This is a genomic window from Paracidovorax konjaci, assembly GCF_900112675.1.
In the GTDB taxonomy this organism is placed as follows: Bacteria; Pseudomonadota; Gammaproteobacteria; order Burkholderiales; family Burkholderiaceae_C; genus Paracidovorax; species Paracidovorax konjaci.
This window is the reverse complement of sequence record NZ_FOMQ01000002.1, coordinates 206,370-223,627: the sequence shown is the minus strand read 5'-3', so window position 1 is coordinate 223,627 and position 17,258 is coordinate 206,370. Positions and strand designations below refer to the sequence as shown.

12 protein-coding genes and 1 tRNA gene are annotated in these 17,258 nt (G+C 72.6%); 10 read left to right on the top strand and 3 right to left on the bottom strand.

Features of this window, described 5'->3' with window-relative positions; translation table 11 throughout:
* The first annotated feature begins 27 nt into the window (after positions 1 to 27).
* Genes BM144_RS03570 through BM144_RS03560 form a run of 3 tightly spaced genes read left to right on the top strand, consistent with a single transcriptional unit; the run spans position 28 to position 7,553 of the window.
* On the top strand, positions 28 to 1,215 hold the full coding sequence (locus tag BM144_RS03570; protein WP_092949899.1) for a vWA domain-containing protein: 1,188 nt from the start codon (positions 28 to 30) through the stop codon (positions 1,213 to 1,215).
* Between the two features lie 5 nt (positions 1,216 to 1,220).
* Positions 1,221 to 3,110 (top strand): autotransporter assembly complex protein TamA, encoded by a 1,890-nt coding sequence (locus tag BM144_RS03565; RefSeq protein ID WP_092949897.1) that lies wholly within the window; start codon positions 1,221 to 1,223, stop codon positions 3,108 to 3,110.
* A gap of 39 nt (positions 3,111 to 3,149) precedes the next feature.
* Positions 3,150 to 7,553, top strand: coding sequence for a translocation/assembly module TamB domain-containing protein (locus BM144_RS03560; protein WP_092949895.1), 4,404 nt, complete (start codon positions 3,150 to 3,152; stop codon positions 7,551 to 7,553).
* 192 nt (positions 7,554 to 7,745) lie between these two features.
* On the opposite strand, the gene BM144_RS03555 is transcribed toward BM144_RS03560, so the two are convergent.
* On the bottom strand, positions 7,746 to 8,036 hold the full coding sequence (locus BM144_RS03555) for a hypothetical protein (RefSeq protein WP_092949893.1): 291 nt from the start codon (positions 8,034 to 8,036) through the stop codon (positions 7,746 to 7,748).
* 110 nt (positions 8,037 to 8,146) lie between these two features.
* Here BM144_RS03555 and BM144_RS03550 point away from each other — a divergent pair.
* Both BM144_RS03550 and BM144_RS03545 read left to right on the top strand, forming a co-directional pair.
* Positions 8,147 to 8,221, top strand: a tRNA-Arg gene (locus BM144_RS03550).
* A 63-nt stretch (positions 8,222 to 8,284) separates the two neighbouring features.
* Entirely contained in the window at positions 8,285 to 8,821 is a 537-nt protein-coding gene (locus tag BM144_RS03545; protein WP_092949891.1) for a hypothetical protein, read from the top strand.
* Between the two features lie 97 nt (positions 8,822 to 8,918).
* On the opposite strand, the gene BM144_RS03540 is transcribed toward BM144_RS03545, so the two are convergent.
* Positions 8,919 to 9,368: an META domain-containing protein gene (locus BM144_RS03540; RefSeq protein ID WP_175525937.1), complete on the bottom strand. Its 450-nt coding sequence runs from the start codon at positions 9,366 to 9,368 to the stop codon at positions 8,919 to 8,921.
* A 240-nt stretch (positions 9,369 to 9,608) separates the two neighbouring features.
* The gene (locus BM144_RS03535; RefSeq protein WP_092949887.1) at positions 9,609 to 9,872 is read right to left on the bottom strand and encodes a hypothetical protein; all 264 of its coding nucleotides are present in this window, start codon (positions 9,870 to 9,872) and stop codon (positions 9,609 to 9,611) included.
* A 295-nt stretch (positions 9,873 to 10,167) separates the two neighbouring features.
* Between BM144_RS03535 and BM144_RS03530 the strand changes: the two genes are divergently transcribed.
* The 5 genes from BM144_RS03530 to BM144_RS03510 all read left to right on the top strand — a co-directional run bounded on the left by BM144_RS03530 (position 10,168) and on the right by BM144_RS03510 (position 17,240).
* Positions 10,168 to 11,202, top strand: coding sequence for an alpha/beta hydrolase (locus BM144_RS03530; RefSeq protein ID WP_092949885.1), 1,035 nt, complete (start codon positions 10,168 to 10,170; stop codon positions 11,200 to 11,202).
* 182 nt (positions 11,203 to 11,384) lie between these two features.
* Positions 11,385 to 12,671 carry a putative Na+/H+ antiporter gene (locus BM144_RS03525; protein WP_092949883.1) on the top strand — a complete coding sequence of 429 codons (1,287 nt, stop codon included), beginning with the start codon at positions 11,385 to 11,387 and terminating at the stop codon, positions 12,669 to 12,671.
* 332 nt (positions 12,672 to 13,003) lie between these two features.
* Positions 13,004 to 14,320, top strand: a complete 1,317-nt coding sequence (locus tag BM144_RS03520) for a polycystic kidney disease 1-like 3 (RefSeq protein ID WP_139225624.1) — start codon at positions 13,004 to 13,006, stop codon at positions 14,318 to 14,320.
* Between the two features lie 89 nt (positions 14,321 to 14,409).
* Complete coding sequence (locus tag BM144_RS03515; protein WP_434802641.1) at positions 14,410 to 14,793, top strand: DUF2946 family protein; 384 nt, start codon at positions 14,410 to 14,412, stop codon at positions 14,791 to 14,793.
* 215 nt (positions 14,794 to 15,008) lie between these two features.
* A complete protein-coding gene (locus BM144_RS03510; RefSeq protein ID WP_092949879.1) occupies positions 15,009 to 17,240 on the top strand; it encodes a TonB-dependent receptor in 2,232 nt (743 codons plus the stop codon).
* Positions 17,241 to 17,258: the final 18 nt, after the last annotated feature.

Sequence of the window (17,258 nt, the reverse complement as noted above, 5' to 3'; positions counted from 1 at the left end):
CTTTTTTCCCGAACCGGAGCGCCCTGCATGCTGATCGACTTCTTCTACGCGCTGCGCGCCGGCCAGCTGCCGGTGTCGGTCAAGGAATACCTCGCGCTGCTCGAAGCCCTGCAGGCCGGCGTGGTGGGCCCCAAGTCCGAGGACGGCTGGAGCATCGACGACTTCTACCACCTCGCGCGCACCGTGCTCGTGAAGGACGAGAAGCACTTCGACAAGTACGACCGCGCGTTCGCCGCCTATTTCAAGGGCGTGGAACTGGTGGCCGACTTCCGCAAGGAGATCCCTGCCGACTGGCTGCGCCAGGTGCTCGAACGCGAACTGACGCCCGAGCAGAAGGCCGCGATCGAGAAGATGGGCTGGGACGAACTCATGGAGACGCTCAAGAAGCGCCTCGAAGAGCAGAAAGAACGGCACGAGGGCGGCAGCAAGTGGATCGGCACCGGCGGCACCAGCCCCTTCGGCCACGGCGGCACCAACCCGCAGGGCGTGCGCATCGGCGGTCAGGGCCGCAACAAGAGCGCCGTGAAGGTCTGGGACCAGCGCGCCTTCCGCGACTACGACGACACGCAGGAGCTGGGCACGCGCAACATCAAGGTGGCGCTGCGCCGCCTGCGCCGCTTCGCACGCGAAGGCAACGAGCTGGAGCTGGACCTTCCGGACACCATCCGCAGCACGGCGGCCAACGCGGGCTACCTCGACATCCGCATGGTGCCCGAGCGGCACAACAACGTGAAGGTATTGCTGCTCATGGACGTGGGCGGCACGATGGACGAGCATGTGCAGCGCGTCGAGGAGCTGTTCTCGGCCGTCAAGAGCGAGTTCAAGCACCTGGAGTTCTACTACTTCCACAACTGCGTGTACGACTACATGTGGAAGAACAACCGGCGCCGCTTCGCGGAGAAGTTCCCGACCTGGGACATCATCCGGAAGTACAACCGCGACTACAAGCTGATCTTCGTGGGCGACGCGACCATGAGCCCCTACGAGATCGTGCAGCCCGGCGGCAGCGTCGAATACAACAACGAAGAGCCCGGCGCGGAGTGGCTGCAGCGGCTCACGCACGCCTTCCCGAAACATGCCTGGATCAACCCGGAACCGCAGGGCGTCTGGCAGTATCGGCAAAGTATCGGCCTCATCCTACAGTTGATGGGGGGGCGGATGTACCCGCTGTCCCTCAAAGGGCTCGAAGAGACCATGCGGCGGCTGTCAAAATAAACCGCATGCCCAGCCTGACCACAGCGCCGGCCCATTGGCCGGCGTTGCTGCTTCTGAGTCTCGTGGCGCTCCAGGGCTGCAGCTTGCTGCCCGGCGCCCGCGACAAGGCGGACAGCGACGAGAACACCCCCACCCTCACTTCCGATGCCGGCGACGCCGGCACGGGGGCCGAGGCCTTCACGCTCGACGTGCGCGGCCCCGACGCCGTTCGCGACCTGCTCACGCGCCACATGGAGTTGCAGCGCTTTCGCAAGCTCCCGGACCTGCAGGCCAGCGAACTCTCGCGCCTGCTCGGCGCCGCCGAGGCCAATGCCCGCGAACTGCTCGCCACGATGGGCTATTTCAGCCCCACGCTGACCATCGCGCTCAAAGAGACGCCCGGTGCCTCCGCGCCGCGCTCCATCACGGTGGACGTGGAGCCCGGCCCGAGGACCATGGTGGCGAGCGCCGACATCGCTTTCACCGGCCCCGAGGCGGAATCGCCGGAGTTCGCCCGGCGCAAGGAACGCATCCAGCGCTCCTGGGCACTGCAGCCCGGCCAGCCCTTCACGCAGGACGCCTGGGACGGCGCCAAGGCCGACGGCCTGCGGCAGCTGCAGGCGCGCCGCTACCCCACCGCGCGCATCGACACCAGCCGCGCCGAGATCGACGCCGACCGCAGCGAGGCCCGGCTGGGCGTCACGTATGCCCCCGGCCCGCCCTACCGCTTCGGCGCGCTGCGCGTGCAGGGCAGCGAGCGCTACGACCCCGACGGCGCACGCCGCATCGCGCGGCTGCCCACGGGCGCGGAGTATTCCGAAAAGGACCTGCTCGACGCGCAGGCGCGCCTGGCCAGCAGCGGCTACTACGACGCGGTGTTCCTCGCGCTCGATCCCGACGCTGCCGACCCGCAGGCCGCGCCCGTCACCGCGCAGGTGCGCGAATCGCCGCTGCAGAAGGTGATCTTCGGCGTGGGCATCTCCACCGACAGCGGCGCGCGCCTGAGCCTGGACCACATCCACAACCGCATGCCCGGCCTGGGCTGGCGCGCGGTGAGCAAGATCTCCATCGACCAGAAGAACCGGCTGCTGTCCACCGAATGGACCGACCTGCCGGACGAGAACGGCTGGCGCTGGTTCACTGGCGGGCAACTGCAGCGCGAGGAGACCGGCAGCTACGACACCGACAGCGGCCGGCTGCGCGGCGGGCGCACCAAGAGCGCGGGCCACATCGACCGCAGCTACTTCCTGCAGTACGACACCGCCAAGAGCCGGGGCCCGGAGGCGCCGCCGTCGAGCAGCGCCATCAGCGCGAACTACGGCTGGACGGGCCGCTACTTCAACAACGACACCTCGCCCACGCGCGGCTACGGCATCGCCGCGGAACTGGGCGTGGGCACCACGCTGCGGCCCGAGCGCGACCCGTTCGTGCGCGCGCGGCTGCGCTGGCAGTCCTTCGTGCCCATGGGCCGGGTGGACATGGGCGAGGGCATCGCGCGCAACAGCCGGCTGTCGCTGCGGGCCGAGGGCGGCGCGGTGATCGCGCGCGAAGGCGCCGACATCCCCGTCACCCAGCTCTTCCTCACGGGCGGCGACACGACCGTGCGCGGCTACGGCTACCGCAAGATCGGCGCCCGCACCGACAACGACACGCTCTACGGCGGCCGCTACCTGGCCGTGGGCAGCGTGGAATGGCAGCGCCCGATCACGGTGCGCGGCAACCGCACCGATTTCGAGAGCGCCGTCTTCGTGGATGCCGGCGCCGTGGCCGACCGCGTGGGCGACCTGGACCCGCGCGTGGGCGTGGGTGCGGGCCTGCGCTGGCGCAGCCCCGTCGGTCCCCTGCAGGCCGACGTCGCCTATGGCGTCCAGGCCAAGGCGCTGCGGCTGCACCTGCGCCTGGGCTTCAGCTTCTGACAGGCGCCCGCCGCTCCCCGACCGTTTTCCTGCGCTCCGATGGCCACGCACCAGACACCCAATCCCTACGCCGCCGCTGCGGCCCCCCGCCCTCCCGCGCGCCGGCGCCGCGCCTGGCGCATCGTGCTCTGGACGCTCGTCGCCCTCTTCGCCCTGGTGGCGGCCCTGCTGGGCGCCGCCTGGTGGTGGAGCGGCACCGGCAGCTCGCTGGCCACCGCGCTGGCGCAGGCCGCCCGCTACCTGCCCGCCGGCCAGACGCTGGAAACCCGCGATGTCGAAGGCTCCGTGCGCGCGGGCGGCCGCATCGGCTGGCTGCGCTGGAGCAGCCCCACGCTGACCGTCGAAGTGCAGGATGCCCGCATCGGCTGGAGCCTGCCGCCGCTGCTGAAGCGCGAACTCGCACTCGGCGAAGTCCATGCCGCGCGCGTCGTCGCCACGCCGCGCAAGCCGGCCGAGCCGCAGCCCGACGAACCCCTCCAGCCGCTGGAGCAACTGGTGCTGCCCCTGCGCATCGACGTGCCGCTGCGCGTGGACGAGATCACCTGGGCCGCCGACAACCCCGTCACGGTGCGCAACCTCGCGGGGCGCTACCGCTTCGACGGAGAGCAGCACCGCGCCACGCTGGACAGCCTCGAACTCGCTCAGGGCCGCTACACCGCCAGCGCCACGCTGCAGGCCCTGGCGCCCATGGCGCTGGAGCTGACCGCCGACGGCACCGTGCGCACGCCGTCGCCGGGCGGCGGCGCCGACCTGGAAGCCACCGCCCACGCCGAAGTGCGCGGCACGCTGGCCACGGCCGCCGCGCGGCTGGACGCCACGGGCCGCCTGCAGGCCGTGGCGGCATCGGCCGCAGCATCGGCGCCGCAACCCGGTGCCTCGGCCCCGGCGCCCGCGGCCTCCGGCGCCGCACGCCGCAGCAACGGCGCATCCAAAGCCCCCGCAAGCGCCGCTGCGGCAGCCAAGGCGACACCCGCCGCCGAGCCCATGCAGGCCGATGTGCAGGCCCGCGTCGCTCCCTGGGCGCCGCAACCCCTGCTGCAGGCCCGGGCCGAGGTGCGGGCGCTGGACGTGGCCGCACTCTGGCCCCAGGCGCCGACGACGCGGCTGAGCGGCCGCCTGGCCGCCAACCCGGCGCCCGCGACGGGTCCGGCCGCCGCACCGCAGCCGTCCCTGCCGGCCTCCGCGGCCTCGGGGCCTGCCGCCGCCCCCTCCGTGCCGCCCACGGTGCAGCCCGCCACGGGCTGGGCCCTGTCGGCGCAGCTCGACAACGCCCTGCCCGGTCCGTGGGACCGCGGGCGCCTGCCGGTCGAATCCATCGACGCGCGCGCAGATTTCGACGGCAGCCGGTGGGCCGTGCCCCAGGCCACCGCGCGCGTGGGCGGCGGCACCGTCGTGCTCGAAGGCGCTTTCACGCCCGCCACGAAGGCGCTGCAGGGCGACCTGGAACTGCGCGGCGTGCGCCCCGACGCGGTGATGAGCACGCTGGACGCCACCCCGCTCGCCGGCCGGGCGCGCGCCCGCAGCGAGGGCTCGGCGCCCTCCGGCAGCGGCGGCGCTGCCACCGGCACTGCGGCGGCGGAACCACCGCCCCTCGTCCGCTTCTCGGCCGACATCCGCGCGGCGGGCGGTGCGGGCCGTGCGACGGCCTCCAAAGCAACCGGCGTGCCCCTGCGCATCGACCGCCTGGCCGCCGAGGGCACCTGGCAGGGCACGGTGCTCACCCTCGCCCAGTTGCAGCTCGAAGCACTGCAAGCGCAGGCCAGCGGACGCCAGTTGCGCATCGACACGGCCGCGCAGTCCGCCCAGGGCCAGTTGCAGGCCTCGGTGCCGGGCGCCACCGTGCAGGCGGACGGACGCATCGCGCCGCGCGCAGGCGCCGGCTCGCTCGACGCGCGGGTGGCCGACGCGCAGCGCGTGCAGCGCTGGATCGAATCCGTGCCCGGCCTGCGCACCGCGCTCGGCGGTGCCGCGCTGCAGGGCGAGGCCCGGCTCGGCGCACGCTGGAACGGCGGCTGGCAATCGCTGCAGGGCCAACTGCAGGCCGCGGGCCTGCTGGCGCGCCCCGCGGGTGCCGCGGCCACCGCGCCCGGGCCTTTCGATCTGAACGCGCAATTCACCACGCCCCGCTGGGAAGTCGCGCTGCCGCCCCGGCCCGGCACCGGCGCGGGCCCGGCCACCGTGCGGCTCACGGCCGTGCGCGCGGACATCGCCGGCTCCGTCCCCAACGCCACCCTGGCGCTCGACGGCGAGGCCCGCATGGACGAGCGCCGGCTGGACCTGCGCCTGCGCGGCTCCGCCGGTGCCCCGGCGGCGGGCCAGTGGCGCGCGCAGATCGACGAGTTGCGGCTGCAGGCGCGCGACGGCCAGCGGCCCGGCCCCTGGACCGTGCAGTTCGCGCAGCCGCTCACCGTGACGACGCGCACTGCGCCCGCCCTGCTGGTCGAGACCACGGGCGGCCAGGCGCGCGTTTCGGGCCCCGCCCCGGGCGAGGCCACCCTGCGCTGGGAGCCCGTGCGCTTCGCGCGCACCGAGGCCGGCGGCATGCAACTGCGCACGCGCGGCCAGCTGCAGGGCCTGCCCATGGCCTGGGCCGAAGCCTTCGCCCAGGGCAGCGACGCCCTGGACCGCATCGGCCTGCGGGGCAACCTGGTCTTCGATGGCGACTGGGACGTGGACGCAGGCGACACGCTGCGCGCCTCGGCCGGCCTGCGCCGCACCTCGGGCGACATCCGCCTGCTGACCGGCAGCGCGCCCACCGCCACCGTGGTGCGCAGCAGCGGCCCCAGCGCCGGCAGCACCTCGGGCACCAGCATGGGCCGCACGCAGGCCGCCAATGCCACGGCCACCGACACGCGCGAAGGCCCCGGCACCCCGGCCGGCGTGCGCGCCGCCGAGCTGCGCCTGCAGACCGAGGGCGAGACCGTGCGCGCGCGGCTGCAGTGGGACAGCGAACGCGCGGGCCAGGTCCAGGCCGAGGCCAGCACGCGCCTGGGCCGCGAAGGCGGCGGCTGGCAGTGGCCGGCCGATGCGCCCGTGGCGGCCACCGTGCGCGCGCGCCTGCCGGACGTCGGCGTGTGGTCCACGCTGGCGCCCCCGGGCTGGCGCGTGCAGGGCACGCTCGATGCCGACGTGGCGCTCTCGGGCACACGCACCGCGCCGCGCTGGAGCGGCACGCTGGCCGCCGACCAGCTCGCCGTGCGGTCGCTGCTGGACGGCGTCGATCTGCAGAACGGCCGCCTGCGCGCCGCGCTGCGCGGCGACCGGCTCGACATCACCGAATTCCGCGTGAACGGCGGCCCCGGCAGCAGCGCGCGCATCGCGGGCTTCAGCGGCAACCGCACCTCCGCGCCCAAGGATGGCGGCACCCTCTCGGGCACCGGCTCCGTGTCATGGGCGGGGCTGGGCCAGGGCGACGCCGCGGCGGGCGGCTCGGGCATCGCCATGGACTTCAATGCCGAAGCGCGCGCCCTGCAGGTGCTGGTGCGCGCGGACCGGCAGGTGAGCGTCTCGGGGCAGGTGCGCGCGCAACTGCGCCAGGGCCAGCTTTCGCTGCGCGGCAAGCTCACCGCTGACCGCGCCACCATCATCCTGCCGGAGGCCGGCGCGCCCAGCCTGGGCAGCGACGTCGTCGTGCGCTCGGCCGCCAAGGACCGCGCCACCGCCGAAGCCGCGCAGCGCGAAGGCGCCCGCGCCGGCCGCGTGGAAGCCGCGCGCCCACCCGACATCGCGCTCACGCTCAACCTCGGCGACGACTTCGCGCTGCAGGGCCACGGCATCACCACGCGCCTCACGGGCGAGCTGGAGATCCGCGGCGCCACCGTGGCCGGCGGCCCGCCGCGCGTGACCGGAGAGGTCCGCACCGTCGAAGGCCGCTACCGCGCCTGGGGCCAGTCGCTCAACGTCGAGACCGGCCTCGCGCGCTTCAACGGCCCCTACGACAACCCCGCGCTCGACGTGCTGGCCATCCGGCCGAACATCAGCGTGCGGGCCGGCGTGCAGGTCACCGGCTCGGCCAAGGCGCCGCGCGTGGCGCTCTACTCCGACCCCGAACTGCCCGACGCAGAGAAGCTCTCCTGGGTGGTGCTGGGCCGCAGCGCCGCGGCCGGCGGCGCCGAGGCCGCGCTGCTGCAGCAGGCCGCGCTCGCCCTGCTGGGCGGGGGCGGCGGCAACAGCGGCGCCGGCAACTTCGCCAACCGGTTGGGCCTCGACGAGATCGGCTTCCGCGGGCCCAACTCCGGCAGCTCCGGCGAAGACGCCTCGGGCGCCGCGCTCACCTTCGGCAAGCGGCTCTCCAAGGACCTGTACGTGACCTACGAGCGCAGCCTCTCGGGCGCACTGGGCACGCTCTACATCTTCTACGACCTGACCCAGCGCCTCACGCTGCGCGGGCAGACGGGCGTGCAGAGCGCGGTGGACCTGATCTACACGCTACGCTACGACTGACGGCGGCGGCGGCTGCCGGCGCCCTGCCCGCAGCCGCCGCGGCAGGCGCCTGAAGCCCGAAGGCCCTATTCAGGCATGAAAACCCATCCATGCCGCCGGAAACATTGATTTTTTTGCTATTAAAAATATAGCAAAACAGCCTGCAGGCATTCGGGGAAAGGGAGCACTCCCGCTTGCCTGCCTGCTTTCGCTTCAATGCCGCGAACCCGGCGCCAGCTGGATCGTGCCCACCGACGGCGACACCTCCAGCGCTGCACGCGGAGACAGCCAGTGCACCCAGAACCCGCGCATCCACGCCAGTGCATACAGCACCGACACGGCGAACACGCCCCACTGCCCCGTGCGCCAACTGGCCCAGAACCAGAACGGCTGCCCCAGCAGCCCGAACACGCAGGCCCACCGCCGCCACCGCACCGTGCGGGCCTGCGAGAGCCACACGGCAAGGGCACCGAAGCAGGCGATGGCGATCTGGTCGAAAGGCATGGGCGGAGCATACTGGATATACCAACAGTTCTCCAGCCGAATTTCGACCGGGCATGCGCGCGCTCCATGCGCCGCGGGGCGCCTTCCGCCCGGCCTTACAATCCGCGGTTCTCCTCGTAGTTCAATGGATAGAACGAGTGCCTCCTAAGCGCTAGATACAGGTTCGATTCCTGTCGAGGGGACCACGCATGCGTCCGGGGCGCCGCCGCCGCAAGCCCCTGGCAAGGCGCCATCGCTACATTCCCCGAATGATCGCCCTGCTTCGCCTCGCTCTTCTCACGGTGGCCTGCCTCTGGGCTGCCGGCGCCTCCGCCCAGGTCTACCGGTGCGGCAACTCGTACAGCCACGAGCCCTGCAAGGGCGCACGCGTGGTGGACACGTCGCCCCTGATCGAATCCGCGGGCCCGCAATCGCCGAAGCCCGTCACCCTCTATCTCTGCCAGAGCCAGGGCGGAGGCAGGTTCTGGTCCCAACGGCATTGCCAGCAGCACGGGGCGTGGATCGACCGCACCGAGACAGTGCCCGGCCACCTGGCCTGGGAACACCAGGTGGCCACGGCAGAAGCGCAGCGGAATGCCGCGCAAAGTCTCACGGCACCACCCGAGCGGTCGTACAACAGCAGCCAGGCCGCGCAGCCGTCGCGGCGCGGCGAATGCGAGGCGCTCGACCAGCAGGTGAAGGAACTCGACAGGATGGGCCGGGCCGGCAGCAGGTACTACGACCTGGACCGAATCCGGGACGAGCGCCGCGAGGCACGGGACCAGCAGTTCCGCCTGCGCTGCTGATCCGGCGTGCGGTCAGCGCGCCGTTCTCCGGTGCGCCCCCGGCGCGGGCAGTCTTCTTGCGGCGAAGAAGGCCTGTGGCACACCCCAACGCAAGCTTCTACGGGCGTAGCGGCTTGTCCCGGCCTTCCAGTTCCCAGCGGCTGCCATCCGCGAACCGAAGCTCCAGACGCGGGCCCGCGTCCACGCCCGTGGCCAACGCATAGCGCCGGACCTGGGGCAATTGACGGCCCACGCGCGCTTCCAGGTCCATCAGGCCTTGCACGCTGCACGCCGCCATGGTCTGCATGCGCCCGACCATCCGCATGCCGTCGTTGCCGGCCAATGCGTAGTCCAGGCTGATGAAGTTGCACACCATGGCGGTCACGTTGCCATGGCGATAGAACCCCATGCGCATGGCCGGCCCGCCATCCATGCCGGCCATCCGCCAGCCGGCCTGCTCGTGCCCTGCGTCGTCGTAGACCTTGGACAGGACCCACTCATGGGCCTCCAGTCGCCCGCGCACTTCGGCCGTCGCAGGGGGGGAGTCGGGTCCGGAGGCCGAGGCCAAGGCCGGTGGCGGCAAAGGCGCAGGCACCGCCGGGCCCTTCGCCGCGGAGACGCCGCACCATGACGCCGCCATGAGGGCCCCCGCGTACAGGGCGAGGCGTTCGGCGCCGCGGGGCCGGCTTGCCGGGAGAGGCCGTTCTGGTTCGGATCGCTGCATGGGCCGGCACCATAGCGCATCGCCCGCGCCGCGCACGAAAAAGCCCGCGCGGGGCGGGCTTCGGGGGATGGGGAGCGAGCGTCTTTACTCGGTGGATTTCTTCAGCGATTCCTTTGCCTTTTCCTTCGAGCGCTCGGACTGGTGCTGGTGGTAGTCGGCCTTCACGTTGTTGACGGCCTTGCCGACCGGCCCGCTTTTCTTCGCATCGCTCTCGGCGCGCTTCTGGTCGATCTTGTGCTCTGCGGAGTCCGCTGCCTCGGAGGCGGCCTTGCCGACCTGGGCGGTGGCAGTGCCTGCGGAGAGGACGGTGAATGCGGCTGCGGCGATGGCGACGATGGTTTTGTTCATGGAAACCTCCAGTGGTGACGTGGCTGGAGCATCGCCCGTGCCGCAGCCCGGCCGTGTCAGCCTGCAGCCCGTCGCGCTAGAGGTTTTTGCCGCACCCCACCTGTACCCCCGCAGCGCCCACGCCGCACCGCGCGCCTGTCCCACACGCCGCGGCATCGCCGCTTCCTAAAGTGGGCTGGCGCGGGTGCCTTTCCTTCGTGCCCCGCCATCGAATCGCGCACGTTTTCCCCCGTTCTCTCTCCTCTGCCTTTCCCTCCACTGCCTTTTTACTTTCTTCCAACCCAAGGACCTCCCCATGAGCGACGACGACCGCGGCCAGCCCAACCCCATCCTCAATGCCATCTCCAACGCGGTCGCCGCCGTGCGTGCGGACGACGACCAGCTGGCGCTGGCGCGCGCCCACGAAGCGCTGGGCCCCAAGGCCATCGAAAAGCTCGAAGTGGCCGAGGCGCGCCGCCAGCCCACCGCCGCGGACGCGGTGAACCACCTGCTGCGCGAGCAGGGGCGCCCCACCGACCCGGCGCAGCTGGTGCCGGGCATCGTGGCCACGCAGATCTCCGTGCAGGGTGCGGCAGGCCTGCTGCCCGCCACGCTCTACACACCGCAGAATGCCCCGGGGCCGCTGCCGGTGGTGCTGTACTTCCATGGCGGCGGCTGGGTGATCGCCAACAAGGAGGTGTATGACGGTGGCGCGCGCGGCCTCTCGCGCGAGGCCAATGCGATCGTGGTGTCGGTCGACTACCGCCAGGCACCGGAGCACCGCTTCCCCGCGGCCTGGGACGATGCGCTCGCCGCCTATGAATGGGTTGCCGACAACGCCGCCACCCTCGGCGGCGATCCGGCCCGGCTGGCGCTGGCCGGCGAGAGCGCTGGCGGCAACCTCGCCGTGGCGACCGCCATCGCGGCCCGCGACGCCGGCCTGCCCGCTCCGCGCCACGTGCTGAGCGTCTACCCCGTGGCGCAGACCAGCCTGAACACCGAGTCGTACCTCGAGAACGCCATCGCCAAGCCGCTCAACCGCGCGATGGTGAAGTGGTTCGTGGACCACCTGGTGCGCTCCGAAGAAGACCTGGCCGATCCGCGCCTGTCGCTCATCGATGCGCAGCTCAAGGGCCTGCCGCCGGTCACGATCATCAACGCCCGCATCGATCCGCTGCGCAGCGATGGCGCCAAGCTGGAAGACGCGCTCCGCGACGCGGGCGTGCCGGTGGAACGGCGCGACTACGAAGGCGTGGCGCACGAGTTCTTCGGCGCCGCGGCGGTGCTGGAGAAGGCCCGCCAGGCCCAGGCCTACGCGGGCGAGCGCCTGCGCGCCGCGTTCCGGCTCTGAGCCGGCCGCACGGCGGCGGACCGGAGCTGCGGCGGGATGCGGCGCTCCGGGGCCGTTAAACTTTCCCTTCTGGGTGCCCTTCCGGGGCCGGTGACCTCCACGGGGTCCACCGGCCGGAAGACGGCAGGTTCCTCGCGCTGGTCGGGCCGCCGCGCGGCATTGCCACGACCTCCTGCCCACCCATGGACACCTCATCCCTCGCCCAGACCGTTTCCGCCACGCTGTTCGCCGTGGCGCTGCTGCACACCTTTTCCGTCAAGCAATTCGAGCGGCTCTCCCACCGCTTCCCACGCCATGCCGGCCTCTTCCACCTGCTGGGCGAGGTCGAGGTGGTGTTCGGCTTCTGGGCCATGGTGCTCATCGCCGCGCTGGCGCTGCTGCAGGGCGGCGCCCCGGCGCTGGCCTATGCCGAGTCGCGCAACTACACCGAGCCGCTGTTCGTGTTCGTCGTGATGGTGGTGGCCGCGTCGCGCCCCATCCTGGAGACGGTGACCCGCACCGTCGGCGCGGTAGCACGGCGCGTGCCGGCGGCGCAGCCGGTGGCGCTCGCCTGGCTCGGGCTGGCGGCCGTCCCGCTGCTGGGCTCGCTCATCACCGAGCCCGCGGCGATGACCCTCGCGGCGCTGCTGCTCGCGCCCGTGGCCTTCCGGCCGGCCATTCCCGAACGCGTGAAATACGTGGCGCTCGGCGTGCTGCTGGTGAACGTCTCCATCGGCGGCACGCTCACCGCGTACGCCGCGCCGCCGGTGCTGATGGTGGCCGCCACCTGGCAGTGGGACAGCGCGTTCATGTTCACGCATTTCGGCTGGAAGGCGGCGCTGGCCGTGGTGTGCAACGCCAGCTTCGCGACCTGGATGCTGCGCCCGCACCTGCTGCAGGCCGCGCAGGGCGGCGCGGCGGCCCGGGGCGGCAGCGCCTCTGCGGACAACCACCCGCCCGTGCCGCCGCTGGTGGCCGCCATCCACATCGCGCTGCTGGCCGGCGTGGTGGTGTTCGCGCACCACCCGGTGGTCTTCCTCGCGCTGTTCCTGCTGTTCCTGGGCTTCACGCAGGCCTACGGAAAGCACCAGAGCCCGCTGATCCTCAAGGAGGCGCTGCTCGTGGCCTTCTTCCTTGCGGGGCTGGTGGTGCTGGGGGGCATGCAGCAGTGGTGGCTGCAGCCCATCGTCTCCGGGCTGCAGCCCCTGGCGCTGTTCTTCGGCGCGCTGGGCCTCACGGCGGTGACCGACAACGCGGCGCTCACGTACCTGGGCTCGCTGATCGCGGGCATCGGTCCGCAGAGCCAGTACATGCTGGTGGCCGGGGCCGTGGCCGGCGGCGGCCTGACGGTGATCGCCAACGCGCCCAACCCGGCCGGCGTGGCGCTGCTCAAGCGCGGCTTCGCCGACGAGACGGTGGGTGCGGGCGGGCTGCTGCTGGGTGCGCTGGTGCCCACGGCGGTGGCGGCGGGCGCGTTCCTCGTCCTCTGACTGCATCGCGCCACCGGCGGCTGGCGGCCCACCGCTTCGCCAGGGCGCGCATTGGTTCGCCCGCTGCGGCCCTCCGCGCACCGGAGGCCTGCAGACTGCAAGCCATCGCCCGACATCCCCCCATGACAACTTCTCCCCTCAGCTCTCAGGCCAGTGGATCGTCCCGCCAGCGGCACTCCCGTGAAGAGCCGGCCCCTGCCGGCCCGCATCCAGCGGCCCGGTCGTCGCGCCCGGCAGCCGCAACGCCGCTGCGTCCGCGGGACGGCAGCACGGCGTCCTCCGCGTCCGCGGATGAAAGCCCATCGCGCCCATTGGCACGCCAACGGCCGATCGTGCGACGCAATCCAGCGCCGATCCCGCTCGAAGATTTCGATGCGGCCATCGCGCACGGCACTTCCGGCAGCGGCAATCCTCCTGCATGGGCGGCCATCGCGCGCGACGATATCCCGGTGGACTACCGCTCGCAGTCGGCATCGCTCGCGGGCCACCGCCAGCTCGCATCGGGCCCCGCCATCGGCCGTGACAACATCCAGCTGGACTACCGCGCGACGGCCGGCGCGGAAGCCGCCTGGCAGGATCTCTTCGACCCCGACACGCGCCTGCTGCTGGGCCTCGACGGCGGGCTGGCGGAAGAAGAAAGCCATGCCGCATCCCCATGGACGTCGCCGCTGGGTGGCGACACCTCCCCGCAGCCATCGCCGCAGGCCCCCCCGCAGCCCCTGCCGAAGCGCATCGACCTGCGAAACGCCCCCCACGCCACGATCGCGTCCCTGCCGGAGCAGGACATCCGGGGGCTGGCAGTGGCCTGCAGGCTGCTGCCTCAGGGCGCACAGGCCGGAACCGAAGAGGTCGTGCACGCGCTGCGCGAACACCTGAAGCGCGTGGACTTCGGCGTCTTCTCGGAGTACGACCGGATGCACGTGCTCAACATGCCGCAGGACGCGCTGCTGCATGCCGCCCTGTCGTCATCGGACCGTGACTGGCTGGCAAGACTGGCCGAAAAGACGCACATGACCATCCGCCAGGAGCGGATCGAAGTGCCGGGGCGCGACGGGCCGCTGCACCGGATCGGCATCTATTTCGACGGGCTGCCGGACGAAGCACCGCAGCAGAGCGGCACGACGCTGAAAGGCGGGGTCGGGCGGGTGTACCGCCTGGCGTGCGAGGCTGCGGCGATGATCGCCAAGGCCCTCGCCGACCGGGACGATGTCGAGGTATCCCCCCTCTGCGGCCTCTCGCTGGGCGGCGGCAGCGCGCAGATGTTCGCCGCCACGCTGCAGGCCCACGCACCGCACCTGCCGCCGCCCGCGCTGACACTGCTCGATCCCATGCTGCTCAGCCGGGCCCAGATGGCCCATGCGGTCAAGGACGCCCCCCATGCCTACGACTTCAAGCAGCCACGCGGCATCGCGATCAGCCTGGACTACGCCGCGGCCCCGCGCAAATCCCTCATGGACCGCCTGCACGGGGTGGGCCTCTCCACCGCCGGACTGGTGCGGCTTCGGCTGGGGCTGACCGACCAGGACGGCCTGGACGGCACCCGGCCCAAACCCTACGGGCCCATTGGAACCGGCTACCACGCCAACCGCCACCACTACGACAAGGCGATGCAGCGCTTTCTCGGGCCCGACGTCCCTGCACGGCGCTGAGCCCCTCCTCGCCGGCGCGGATCGTCGCGGGCAGGCCATCCCCTAGAATCCGCACGCCCGATCCAGGGCGCACGCATCCCAGCACCCCCGTGGCCCTCCCCTACGCCCTGCTCCAGCCGACCGCCCGTGCGCTGCGCCGCTGGGTGCTGGGCTGCTTCGCGTGCGTGCTGCTGGCGGGCGTGCTCTCGCCGATGGTGCACCCGCGCGTGATGGAACTGGTGTGCTCCAGCATGGGCACCATCCAGCTCTACGTGCACACCGAAGACGGCCCCGTGGAGATGGGCGGCACCGCCATGGATTGCCCGCTGTGCCATCTGCCCGGCGCGCCGCCGCCGCCGGCCGCGGGCGCCTTCCTGCCGCATCCGCTGCCGCTGGGCCATGCGGTGCAGTCCATCCCGGCGGCGCGCATCGCCGCCGCCACCGCGGGCCCGCTGCCCGCGCGTGGCCCGCCGGCCCACGGCGCACGGGCCTGAGGCGCCGCTCCGGCGCCCGGCAGGCTCGCGTCCCTCGCTCCCTTTTTCCCGGTTTCCTTCCGTTCGTCCCTCCGGGGCGCGAATGCCGCATGGGTTCTGCCGCGCGCAGGGCTCCGCACGCCTTCCGTCGCGCGCCTTCCAAGGGCCGCCACCGGGAGCCGGCGGGCCGCACGCGCGGGGACGGCGGCGCGCGCGCCGGACCACCGCGCCCTGCCATGACCCGATCGTTCACCTTCTTCTCCTCCCAGGATCCCTCCCCCTGCGCGCCAGGCAGCCGGCCGCTGCGCTCCCTGGCCTGCGCGGCCCTGCTGCCGTGCGCCGCCTGGGCGCAGGGCGATGCGCCGCAGCCCGCCGCCGCGCCCACGCTCGCGCCCGTCACCGTGTCCGGCACGGCCGATGGCGAGCCGATGGGCCGGCTGCCGCTCGACACGCCGGTGGCCACCGGCAGCCGCCTGGGCCTCACGCCGCGCGAGACCCCCGCCGCCGTGACCGTGGTGGACCGCGCCACCATCGAGGCGCGCGGCGCGCAGGACACGCACGAGATCCTGCAGGCCATTCCCGGCGTCACGGTGCACAACGCGCCGGGCTCCATGGCCGCGAGCTACCGCGGCTTCAACGGCAACGCCGTCACGCAGCTCTACAACGGCATCACGGTGCAGTACGGCAGCGCTACGCGGGCGGTCGATAGCTGGATCTACGAACGCGTGGAGGCCATCGGCGGGCCGTCGAGCTTCCTCTACGGCGCGGGCGCGATCGGCGGATCGATCAACCACATCACCAAGACGCCCGAGCGCCACGATTTCGCCGAAGGCCGCGTGCGGCTCGGCTCCTATGGATTGAAGGAAGCCTCCGCCGGCATCAACCGCCGCATCGCGGGCGACGCCGCGCAGCCGGGCCCGCAGCACTTCGCGCGCATCGACCTCAGCCACCGCGATGCCGGCAGCTGGACACCCGGCACGCGCACGCGCGCCACGCAGCTCGCGGCCTCGCTGCTCACCGACCTGGGCGGCGGCCTCACGCACCTGCTGGCCTACGAACTGCAGAAGGACAACGTGCGCAGCCCCTACTGGGGCACGCCCGCGCTCAACCCCGCCACGGGCGCGCTGCGCATCGACCCCGGCACGCGCTTCGCCAACTACAACAGCATCGACGGCCTCTACCGCCACCGCGTGCAGTGGCTGCGCTCGGTGACCGAATGGCAGGCGGCCGGCAACCTGCAACTGCGCAACACGCTCTATGCGTACGACGCGCTGCGCGACTACCGCAACGTGGAGACCTACCAGTTCGACGCCGCCAACGCACGCGTCGTGCGCAGCGGCACCTACCTGCAGCGCCACGATCACCAGGTCATCGGCAACCGTGCCGAAGGCACCGCCCAGGGGCAGATCGCCGGGCGGCGCAGCGACTGGGCCTTCGGCGTGGACTTCAGCGTGAACCGGCAGACGCGCTTTCCAAATAGCCTGGCGGGCACGGTGGGCAGCGTGGACCCGTACGCGCCCGACACCGGCCGCTTCTTCGACACCCCCGGCATGGCGCCCGGTTTCCGGGCCGACCGCGACAACCGCGTGCGCACGCTGGCGCTCTACGCCGAGAACCGCACCGCCCTCGTGCCCACGGTGCACCTGGTGACCGCGCTGCGGCACGAACGCATCGACCTGGACGTGACCAACCGCCGCGCCGTGACCGACGCCAGCCCCGCCTTCTTCGAGCGCCGCTACCACCCCACCACGGGCCGGCTCGGCGTGGTCTGGGACGTGGCGCCGGGCGCGAGCCTCTACGCGCAGATGGCCACCGCGGGCGACCCGCCGTCGGGCTCGCTGTCCACCGCCTCGTTCGCCGACGTGCGCAACAACAGCGAGCTGACCACGGGCCGGCAGGCCGAGGCCGGCGGCAAGTTCGACTTCTGGCAGGGCCGCGGCACGGCCACGGTGTCGGTGTTCCGCATCACGCGCCGCAACATCGCCTCGCAGGACCCGGCGAACCCGCTCGCCACGCTGCTGGTGGGCGAGCAGTCCTCGCGCGGCTTGGAGCTGGCCACGGGCCTGCGGCTCACCGACCGGTGGCAGGCGCAGGCCCACCTGATGCACACGCGCGCACGCTACGAGAACTTCGTGCAGGGCGGCGTCTCGCTCGCGGGCCGCACGCCCATGAACACGCCCGAGACGGTGGCCAACCTCTGGCTGGCCTACGCCGTGTCGCCGCAGCTGCAGGCCAGCGCCGGACTGCGGCACGTGGGCCGCATCTATGCCGACGCCGCCAACACGCAGTGGGCCGGCGCGGCCACGCTGCTGGACCTGGGCCTGGCCTGGAAGCTCGCGCCGCACGCCACGCTCACGGGCCGCCTGCGCAACGCCACCGACCGCGTCTACGCGCAGGAGGCGCGCAGCGGCCAGCTCTACCTGGGCGCGCCGCGCACGCTGGACGTGTCGCTGCAGGTCGCGTTCTGACGCGCGCCGCACGGCACC

What these genes read in the sequence shown, in the direction of transcription:
- BM144_RS03570 (WP_092949899.1), top strand. Translation starts at nt 28, where the DNA reads ATGCTGATCGACTTCTTCTACGCGCTGCGCGCCGGCCAGCTGCCGGTG.
- BM144_RS03565 (WP_092949897.1), top strand. Translation starts at nt 1,221, where the DNA reads ATGCCCAGCCTGACCACAGCGCCGGCCCATTGGCCGGCGTTGCTGCTT.
- BM144_RS03560 (WP_092949895.1), top strand. Translation starts at nt 3,150, where the DNA reads ATGGCCACGCACCAGACACCCAATCCCTACGCCGCCGCTGCGGCCCCC.
- BM144_RS03555 (WP_092949893.1), bottom strand. Translation starts at nt 8,036, where the DNA reads ATGCCTTTCGACCAGATCGCCATCGCCTGCTTCGGTGCCCTTGCCGTG.
- BM144_RS03545 (WP_092949891.1), top strand. Translation starts at nt 8,285, where the DNA reads ATGATCGCCCTGCTTCGCCTCGCTCTTCTCACGGTGGCCTGCCTCTGG.
- BM144_RS03535 (WP_092949887.1), bottom strand. Translation starts at nt 9,872, where the DNA reads ATGAACAAAACCATCGTCGCCATCGCCGCAGCCGCATTCACCGTCCTC.
- BM144_RS03530 (WP_092949885.1), top strand. Translation starts at nt 10,168, where the DNA reads ATGAGCGACGACGACCGCGGCCAGCCCAACCCCATCCTCAATGCCATC.
- BM144_RS03525 (WP_092949883.1), top strand. Translation starts at nt 11,385, where the DNA reads ATGGACACCTCATCCCTCGCCCAGACCGTTTCCGCCACGCTGTTCGCC.
- BM144_RS03510 (WP_092949879.1), top strand. Translation starts at nt 15,009, where the DNA reads ATGACCCGATCGTTCACCTTCTTCTCCTCCCAGGATCCCTCCCCCTGC.